The 6827-nt window shown below is 68.8% G+C and carries 8 protein-coding genes; all 8 read right to left on the reverse strand.

What is annotated here, in order from left to right; translation table 11 throughout:
* Nucleotides 1–63: 63 nt before the first annotated feature.
* Genes AB0M28_RS22535 through AB0M28_RS22570 form a run of 8 tightly spaced genes read right to left on the reverse strand, consistent with a single transcriptional unit; the run spans nucleotide 64 to nucleotide 6649 of the window.
* Nucleotides 64–396 carry a metal-sulfur cluster assembly factor gene (locus AB0M28_RS22535; protein ID WP_365407657.1) on the reverse strand — a complete coding sequence of 111 codons (333 nt, stop codon included), beginning with the start codon at nucleotides 394–396 and terminating at the stop codon, nucleotides 64–66.
* Complete coding sequence (sufU, locus tag AB0M28_RS22540; protein ID WP_365407660.1) at nucleotides 393–863, reverse strand: Fe-S cluster assembly sulfur transfer protein SufU; 471 nt, start codon at nucleotides 861–863, stop codon at nucleotides 393–395. Before sufU ends, AB0M28_RS22535 begins: the two co-directional genes overlap by 4 nt.
* Before the next feature lie 18 nt (nucleotides 864–881).
* Nucleotides 882–2135 carry a cysteine desulfurase gene (locus tag AB0M28_RS22545; RefSeq protein WP_365407682.1) on the reverse strand — a complete coding sequence of 418 codons (1254 nt, stop codon included), beginning with the start codon at nucleotides 2133–2135 and terminating at the stop codon, nucleotides 882–884.
* 2 nt (nucleotides 2136–2137) lie between these two features.
* Nucleotides 2138–2902: a Fe-S cluster assembly ATPase SufC gene (gene sufC, locus AB0M28_RS22550; RefSeq protein WP_365407663.1), complete on the reverse strand. Its 765-nt coding sequence runs from the start codon at nucleotides 2900–2902 to the stop codon at nucleotides 2138–2140.
* 5 nt (nucleotides 2903–2907) lie between these two features.
* Complete coding sequence (locus AB0M28_RS22555; RefSeq protein WP_365407666.1) at nucleotides 2908–3231, reverse strand: non-heme iron oxygenase ferredoxin subunit; 324 nt, start codon at nucleotides 3229–3231, stop codon at nucleotides 2908–2910.
* Nucleotides 3228–4409, reverse strand: coding sequence for a Fe-S cluster assembly protein SufD (gene sufD / locus AB0M28_RS22560; RefSeq protein WP_365407669.1), 1182 nt, complete (start codon nucleotides 4407–4409; stop codon nucleotides 3228–3230). Before sufD ends, AB0M28_RS22555 begins: the two co-directional genes overlap by 4 nt.
* Nucleotides 4410–4463: 54 nt before the next feature.
* Complete coding sequence (gene sufB, locus AB0M28_RS22565; protein ID WP_365407671.1) at nucleotides 4464–5885, reverse strand: Fe-S cluster assembly protein SufB; 1422 nt, start codon at nucleotides 5883–5885, stop codon at nucleotides 4464–4466.
* Complete coding sequence (locus tag AB0M28_RS22570) at nucleotides 5882–6649, reverse strand: helix-turn-helix domain-containing protein (RefSeq protein WP_365407685.1); 768 nt, start codon at nucleotides 6647–6649, stop codon at nucleotides 5882–5884. The genes sufB and AB0M28_RS22570 overlap by 4 nt, the downstream gene beginning before the upstream one ends.
* Nucleotides 6650–6827 lie beyond the last annotated feature (178 nt).

Below are 6827 nucleotides of genomic sequence, written 5' to 3' on the forward strand. Positions count from 1 at the left end.
ACGCGACGGGCCGGGCGCGCGGAATACCGCGCACCCGGCCCGTACACCGCACAAGGCGGCAGGTCAGACGTTGAAGCCCAGCGCCCGCAGCTGCTCGCGGCCCTCGTCCGTGATCTTGTCGGGACCCCACGGCGGCATCCAGACCCAGTTGATCTTCAGGTCGCTGACGATGCCCTCCGTGGCGGCCTTCGCCTGGTCCTCGATGACGTCCGTCAGCGGACAGGCCGCCGACGTCAGCGTCATGTCGAGGGTGGCGACATTGCTGTCGTCGATGTGGATGCCGTAGATCAGGCCGAGGTTGACGACGTCGATGCCCAGTTCGGGGTCGACCACGTCGTAGAGGGCCTCGCGGACCTCTTCCTCGCTCGCCGGCTTGATCGTCGCCGTCTCGGTCATGCGGTCTTCTCCTTCACAGCGCCGCCCTCACCCAGTGCCTGAGCGGTGGCGTCCTTCCATGCCATCCAGCTGAGCAGCGCGCACTTCACACGCGCCGGGTACTTCGAGACACCGGCGAACGCGACCGCGTCCTCCAGCACCTCCTCCATGGCGTCGTCCGGCTGGATCCTGCCCTTCGACTGCATCAGCTCCAGGAACACGCCCTGGATCTTCTGCGCCTCGGCGATGTCCTTGCCGACCAGCAGTTCGTTCAGCACCGAGGCGCTGGCCTGGCTGATGGAGCAGCCCTGGCCCTCGTACGAGACATCCTCGATCACGTCGCCGGACAGCCTCACCCGCAGGGTGATCTCGTCGCCGCAGGTCGGGTTGACGTGGTGCACCTCGGCGTCGCCGTCCCGCAAGCCCCGCCCGTGCGGGTGCTTGTAGTGGTCCAGGATGACGTCCTGGTACATCGAATCGAGCTTCACGATCGTTCCACGTCCCTATCAGCCGAAGAAGTTCCGCACGTACTCCAGCCCCTCGACGAGGCGGTCGACCTCGCCCGGGGTGGAGTACAGATAGAACGACGCCCGCGTGGTCGCAGGAATTCCGTACCGCAGGCAGACGGGCCGGGCGCAGTGATGCCCGACACGTACCGCGATGCCCTGCTCGTCCAGCACCTGGCCCACGTCGTGCGGGTGGATGTCGCCGAGCGTGAAGGAGATCGCCGCGCCGCGGTCCTCGGCCGTCGTCGGGCCGATGATGCGCAGGTCGGGGACCTCCTGCAGACGCCGTACGGCGTACTCCGTGAGCGCGTGCTCGTGCGCCAGGATCCTGTCCATGCCGATCGCGGACAGATAGTCCACGGCCGCCCCGAGCCCGACCGCCTGGGCGATCGGCGGGGTGCCCGCCTCGAACTTGTGCGGGGCGGGGGCGTACGTCGAGGAGTGCATCGACACGGTCTCGATCATCTCGCCGCCGCCGAGGAACGGCGGGAGGTCCTCCAGCAGCTCCTGGCGGCCCCAGAGCACGCCGATGCCGGTCGGGGCGCACATCTTGTGGCCGGTGAAGGCCACGAAGTCGGCCTCCAGCGCCTGGACGTCCAGCGGCATGTGCGGGGCGGCCTGCGAGGCGTCGACGACCACGAGGGCGCCGACCTCCTGGGCGCGGCGGACGATCGCCTCGACGGGGTTGACGGTGCCGAGGATGTTGGAGACCAGCACGAAGGAGACGACCTTGGTCTTCTCCGTGATGATCTCGTCGATGTTCGACAGGTCGAGCCGGCCGTCGTCGGTGAGGCCGAACCACTTCAGCTTCGCGCCCGTGCGCTGCGCCAGCAGCTGCCACGGGACGATGTTGGAGTGGTGCTCCATCTCCGTGATGACGATCTCGGTGTCCCGGTCCACGCGGTAGGGCTCGTCGGCCCAGCCCAGCATGTTGGCGACCAGGTTGAGCGACTCCGAGGCGTTCTTGGTGAAGATCACCTCGTCGCGGGAGGGCGCGTTGATGAAGGTGGCGACCTTGTCGCGCGCGCCCTCGTACAGCGCCGTGGCCTCCTCGGCGAGGACGTGAACGCCGCGGTGCACATTGGCGTTGTGCCGCTCGTAGTACGCGTTCAGCGCGTCGAGCACCTGGCGCGGCTTCTGCGAGGTCGCCGCGTTGTCCAGGTACACGACCTTCTTCCCGTCGTGGACCGCGCGGTCCAGGATGGGGAAGTCCTTGCGGATGGTCTCCGTGTCGAGGAGGCCCGGCAGCAGCAGTGTCACTCGGAAGCGCCACCCTTCACATAGGCCGCGTAGCCCTCTTCCTCCAGCTTGTCCGCCAGCTCCGCACCGCCGGACTCGGCGATCCGGCCGTCGGCGAAGACGTGCACGTAGTCGGGCTTGATGTAGCGCAGGATGCGGGTGTAGTGGGTGATCAGCAGGGTGCCGACCTCGCCGGTCTCGCGGACGCGGTTGACGCCCTCGGAGACGATGCGCAGCGCGTCGACGTCGAGGCCGGAGTCGGTCTCGTCGAGGATCGCGACCTTCGGCTTCAGGAGCTCGAGCTGCAGGATCTCGTGGCGCTTCTTCTCGCCGCCGGAGAAGCCCTCGTTGACGTTGCGCTCGGCGAAGGCGGGGTCCATGTGCAGGCGCTCCATGGCCTCCTTGACCTCCTTCACCCAGGTGCGCAGCTTCGGGGCCTCGCCGCGGACGGCGGTGGCGGAGGTGCGCAGGAAGTTGGAGACCGTCACGCCGGGGACCTCGACCGGGTACTGCATGGCGAGGAAGAGGCCGGCGCGGGCGCGCTCGTCGACGGTCATCTCCAGCACGTCCTCACCGTCGAGGGTGACGGAGCCGCCGGTGATCGTGTACTTCGGGTGACCCGCGACGGAGTACGCGAGGGTGGACTTGCCGGAGCCGTTCGGGCCCATGATGGCGTGGGTCTCGCCCTGCTTCACCGTCAGGTCGACGCCCTTGAGGATCTCGCGGGGACCGTTCTCGGCCTCGACGGAAACGTGCAGGTCGCGGATTTCAAGCGTTGCCATGTGCTTCAGGACTCCTGGGTGAGGGAGACGAGCACATCGTCCCCTTCGATCTTGACGGGGTATACGGGGACGGGCCGCGTCGCCGGCAGCCCGGACGGCTTTCCTGTACGCAGGTCGAAGCTGGAGCCGTGCAGCCAGCACTCGATCTGGCAGTCCTCGACCTCGCCCTCCGAGAGCGAGACGTTCGCGTGCGAGCAGATGTCGTAGATCGCGAACACCTCCCCCTCGGTGCGGACGATGGAGATCGGCGTGCTGTCCAGCTCGACGCGCCTCGGGGTGTCGTCCTCGAGCTCGCTCAGCGCGCAGACCTTCACGAAGTCGCTGCTCATCCGACCGAAGCCTCCAGCTCCGATTCGATCTTGGCGATGAGGCGCTCCTCGATGTCGTCGATGCCGATCTGCTGGACCAGCTCGGCGAAGAAGCCGCGCACGACCAGCCGGCGGGCCTCGTCGGCCGGGATGCCGCGGGCCATCAGGTAGAACAGCTGCTCGTCGTCGAAGCGGCCGGTCGCCGAGGCGTGGCCGGCGCCGACGATCTCGCCGGTCTCGATCTCCAGGTTCGGCACGGAGTCGACGCGGGCGCCGTCCGTGAGGACCAGGTTGCGGTTGAGCTCGTAGGTGTCGGTGCCCTCGGCGGCCTTCTGGATCAGCACGTCGCCGATCCACACGGCGTGCGCGCCCTCGCCCTGCAGCGCGCCCTTGTACGTGACGTGCGAGCGGCAGTTCGGCACGGCGTGGTCGACGAAGAGGCGGTGCTCCTGGTGCTGGCCGGCGTCGGTGAAGTACAGGCCGTACAGCTCGGCCTCGCCGCCGGGGCCCGCGTAGTTCACCCGCGGGTGGATCCGGACCGCGTCGCCGCCGAAGGTGACCACGACGGACTTGAACGTGGCGTCCCGGCCGATCAGCGCGTTGTGCTGGGAGGTGTGGACGGCGGTGTCGTCCCAGTCCTGCACGGACACGAAGGTGACCTTGGCGCCGTCGCCGAGCAGGAAGTCGACGTTGGCGGCGCGCACGCCGTCACCGGTGTGGTCGATGACGATCGCGACCTCGGCGAAGGCGCCGATGTCGAAGACCGTGTGGCCGAAGGTGGTGCCGCCCTCGCCGTGCAGCCGGACGCGGACGGGCTCGGCGAGCACGGCATCCTTCGGCACGGTGACGACCGTGGCCTTCTCGAAGGAGGAGAACGCCTGCGCGGCGATCCGGTCCACCGGCGTGCCGGCCTTGCCGATCCGCGCGTCGTCGCGGCCCACGGACTCCACGGTGACGCCGTCGGGGGCGTCCACCTCCGCCTTCATCGTGCCGTCGGCGGTCGCCGAGCCGTCGTGCAGGCCCTTCAGCCGCTCGAGCGGAGTGAAGCGCCACTCCTCCTCGCGGCCGTGGGGCACGGGGAAGTCCGCCACGTCGAAGGACGGCGGTGCGCTCATCCGCGTGGCGACAGTGGACTCGGCGGCCACTGCGATCGATCCGGTGGTGGTGGCACCCGCCGGGATGTTCTGGACGTCAGCCATGGCTGTCGTGTTGCTCGCTTTCTTCTCTGTACGACGGTGGGCTCGGGCGGCGGATCAACCGACCGCGCCCTCCATCTGCAGCTCGATCAGCCGGTTGAGCTCCAGCGCGTACTCCATCGGCAGCTCCTTGGCGATCGGCTCCACGAAGCCGCGGACGATCATCGCCATGGCCTCGAACTCGGTCATGCCGCGCTGCATCAGGTAGAACAGCTGGTCGTCGGAGACCTTGGAGACGGTCGCCTCGTGGCCCATCGTCACGTCGTCCTCGCGGACGTCGACGTACGGGTAGGTGTCGGAGCGCGAGATCGTGTCCACGAGCAGCGCGTCGCACAGCACGTTCGACTTCGATCCGGCGGCACCCTCGCCGATCTCGACCAGACCGCGGTACGAGGTGCGGCCGCCGCCACGGGCCACCGACTTCGACACGATGTTGGAGGAGGTGTTCGGCGCCATGTGGACCATCTTCGAGCCGGCGTCCTGGTGCTGGCCCTCACCCGCGAAGGCGATCGAGAGGGTCTCGCCCTTGGCGTGCTCGCCCATCAGGTAGACGGCCGGGTACTTCATCGTGACCTTGGAGCCGATGTTGCCGTCGATCCACTCCATGGTGGCGCCCTCGTACGCGACGGCGCGCTTGGTCACCAGGTTGTAGACGTTGTTCGACCAGTTCTGGATGGTCGTGTAGCGGCAGCGGGCGCCCTTCTTCACGATGATCTCGACCACCGCGGAGTGCAGCGAGTCCGACTGGTAGATCGGGGCGGTGCAGCCCTCGACGTAGTGGACGTAGGCGTCCTCGTCGACGATGATCAGCGTCCGCTCGAACTGGCCCATGTTCTCGGTGTTGATCCGGAAGTAGGCCTGCAGCGGGATCTCGACGTGCACGCCCTTCGGCACGTAGATGAAGGAGCCGCCGGACCACACGGCGGTGTTCAGCGAGGCGAACTTGTTGTCACCGGCGGGGATGACGGTGCCGAAGTACTCCTTGAAGAGCTCCGGGTGCTCCTTCAGCGCGGTGTCGGTGTCCAGGAAGATGACGCCCTGCTCCTCCAGGTCCTCGCGGATCTGGTGGTAGACGACCTCGGACTCGTACTGGGCCGCGACACCGGCGACGAGGCGCTGCTTCTCCGCCTCGGGGATGCCGAGCTTGTCGTACGTGTTCTTGATGTCCTCGGGCAGGTCCTCCCAGGACTGGGCCTGCTTCTCGGTCGACCGCACGAAGTACTTGATGTTGTCGAAGTCGATGCCCGACAGGTCGGAGCCCCAGTTCGGCATGGGCTTCTTGCCGAACAGGCGCAGGCCCTTCAGGCGGAGCTTGAGCATCCACTCGGGCTCGGACTTCTTGCCGGAGATGTCCCGGACGACGTCCTCGGACAGGCCGCGCTTGGCCGAGGCGCCGGCCACGTCGGAGTCGGCCCAGCCGTACTCGTACTTGCCAAGCCCCTCGAGCTCCGGGTGGGTGGTCTCAGTGGGCGCAGTCATGCGGGGTTCCTCCCGGCCTTGCTGGTGGTTGGTGGCGTGTTTCCGGTGCCTGCCGCGGCGCGGTCCGCGTGCGGGATGAAAGTCGTACAGACGCCGTCACCATGGGCGATGGTTGCGAGGCGCTGTACATGGGTGCCGAGCAGTTGCGAGAAGACTTCCGTCTCGGCCTCGCACAGCTGCGGGAACCGCTCGGCGGTGTGGGCCACCGGGCAGTGGTGCTGGCAGAGCTGTTCGCCGGGGGCACCGGGGGCACTGCGCGCGGTAGCAGCGTACCCGTCCTCGGTCAGCGCCCTGGCCAGGGCCTTGGCCCGGTCCTGGGGCGGCAGGTCCTTCAGGGCGTCGGCGTACCGCTCGGCCTGCGCGGCCACGCGGGCGCGGGCGAAGTCGCCGACGGCCGCCTCGCCCCGCTCCCCGCCGCCCGCGGCGCGCGCGATCCAGGAGATCGCGTCCGCGGCGAGCTGGTCGTAGGCCTGGTCGAAGGCGTCGCGCCCGCAGTCGGTGAGCACGAATACCTTCGCGGGGCGGCCCCGGCCGCGGGCCCCGTAGACGCGCTGCTGCCGCGGCTCGACGACGCCCTCGGCGACGAGGGTGTCGAGATGGCGGCGGACGGCGGCCTGGGTGAGGCCGAGCCGCTCGGCGAGTGCGGCGGCGGTGGAGGGGCCGTGGTCGAGGATGGAGCGCGCGACCTTGTCCCGGGTGCCGTGCTCGCCGCTCAGGGCGGCGGCACGCTGCTCTGCGGGCAGCACGGAATGAGCGGCCGCCACGGCCGCGTCCTCCTGCTCCCGGTGGCCCTGGGGACCCTCACGCAGAGTTTTCACAACGCCATTGTTGCGTAATTCACCGCCGAGGCTGGGACCCGGACGTGTACCACCCGGAGCCGGGCACCCCGGGCCGGACCTACGGCCGCGAGGGCGGGTTCCTGCACGACGCCGCCGACTTCGA

Source organism: Streptomyces sp. NPDC051940, from assembly GCF_040680895.1.
GTDB lineage: Bacteria > Actinomycetota > Actinomycetes > Streptomycetales > Streptomycetaceae > Streptomyces.

What these genes read in the sequence shown, in the direction of transcription:
- AB0M28_RS22535 (WP_365407657.1), bottom strand. Translation starts at nt 396, where the DNA reads ATGACCGAGACGGCGACGATCAAGCCGGCGAGCGAGGAAGAGGTCCGC.
- sufC (WP_365407663.1), bottom strand. Translation starts at nt 2,902, where the DNA reads ATGGCAACGCTTGAAATCCGCGACCTGCACGTTTCCGTCGAGGCCGAG.
- AB0M28_RS22555 (WP_365407666.1), bottom strand. Translation starts at nt 3,231, where the DNA reads ATGAGCAGCGACTTCGTGAAGGTCTGCGCGCTGAGCGAGCTCGAGGAC.
- sufD (WP_365407669.1), bottom strand. Translation starts at nt 4,409, where the DNA reads ATGGCTGACGTCCAGAACATCCCGGCGGGTGCCACCACCACCGGATCG.
- sufB (WP_365407671.1), bottom strand. Translation starts at nt 5,885, where the DNA reads ATGACTGCGCCCACTGAGACCACCCACCCGGAGCTCGAGGGGCTTGGC.